The organism is Mesorhizobium sp. M4A.F.Ca.ET.090.04.2.1, assembly GCF_003999085.1.
Taxonomy (GTDB): domain Bacteria; phylum Pseudomonadota; class Alphaproteobacteria; order Rhizobiales; family Rhizobiaceae; genus Mesorhizobium.
The window spans coordinates 1-1,190 of record NZ_RZOT01000882.1 but is presented as its reverse complement, the minus strand read 5'-3'; the positions used below and the strand labels follow the sequence as shown (position 1 = coordinate 1,190).

Below are 1,190 nucleotides of genomic sequence, written 5' to 3'. Positions count from 1 at the left end.
GCATCAAGGATCGGGACCTGTCCACGCTCTCCATGCTGATCTCGCAGCGCGGCATCATCTTCCTCACAGACACCCACGTCTCGGTCGATCCGACGGCCGAGGAAATCGCCGAGATGACGGTGCTGGCGGCGGAGGAGATCCAGCGCTTCGGCATCGAGCCGAAGGCAGCGCTGCTGTCGCATTCGGATTTCGGCTCGCGCGATTCACCCAGCGCGCTGAAGATGCGCCAAGCGGCGGCGATCCTGGCCCGCATCGCGCCGGAATTGCAGTGCGATGGCGAGATGCATGCCGACTCGGCACTGTCGGAGCACCTGCGCCAGCGCGTCTATCCGCATTCGCGGCTGAAGGGCGAAGCCAATCTGCTGGTGTTCCCGAACCTCGATTCGGCCAACATCACGCTGACGGCGCTGCGCACCATGATGGATGCACTGCATGTCGGGCCGATCCTGCTCGGCACCGACAAGCCGGCGCACATCCTGACGCCTTCGGTGACCTCGCGCGGCGTCGTCAACATGACGGCGCTTGCGGTGGTCGAGGCTGCGCACAAAGCGCAGGCGGTCGTCAACCTGGGCTGAGGGCGGATTTGGCGGTAAGCTGCTGTCACGTTTGGTTGCAGACTCAACTGCAACCGGCTGTAGAGTAAAGACAGGTTTAACCGCGGACGCGCTAGCTTGAGCGACGAGCTGGCAATCGGGGTTTCAGGCGAATGAAGGGCGTGGGGTTGAAGCTGACCCACCTTGCGGCGTTGCTCGTGGCGCTGGCGTTGTCCGTCGTCGCCGTGACAGAGCCGCAGGCCGCTTCGCGCATCTGCCGTCAGCTCGAAGATGAACTCACTGCTGCTCGCGGCGATGGCGGCGGACCGAACCTGATCCGCAAATATGACGACGCCGTCGCGCGCCAGCGCGAGCAGCTGGCGAAGGTGCGCAATCGGGCGAGCGATGCCGGTTGCGGCTTTTCGCTGTTTTCGCGCAACGTCAACAAATGCGCAGCGATCAACGCCAACATCGACCGCATGAACGCCAATCTCGACGCCCTGCTGGCGAAGCGCGAGCGGCTTGCCAGCGGCGGCTCGCGACGCGACCGAAGCCGTATCCTTGCGGCACTCGACGCCAATGGCTGCCGCGACGATGAGATCGCGCCGAGGCACGCCCCGCTTGAGGAGAGCGCGCGCAACAATGGGGGCGGCAATC

At 64.8% G+C, this 1,190-nt stretch carries 1 protein-coding gene and 1 pseudogene; both read left to right on the top strand.

All coding sequences use genetic code 11. The features are described from left to right. A partial coding sequence (locus EN781_RS32860) for a phosphate acyltransferase (RefSeq protein WP_281034420.1) occupies positions 1-575 on the top strand: 575 nt, incomplete at its 5' end. Positions 576-706: 131 nt separating this feature from the next. Continuing rightward, positions 707-1,190 (top strand): annotated as a pseudogene (locus tag EN781_RS32855) (hypothetical protein); the annotation flags it as partial.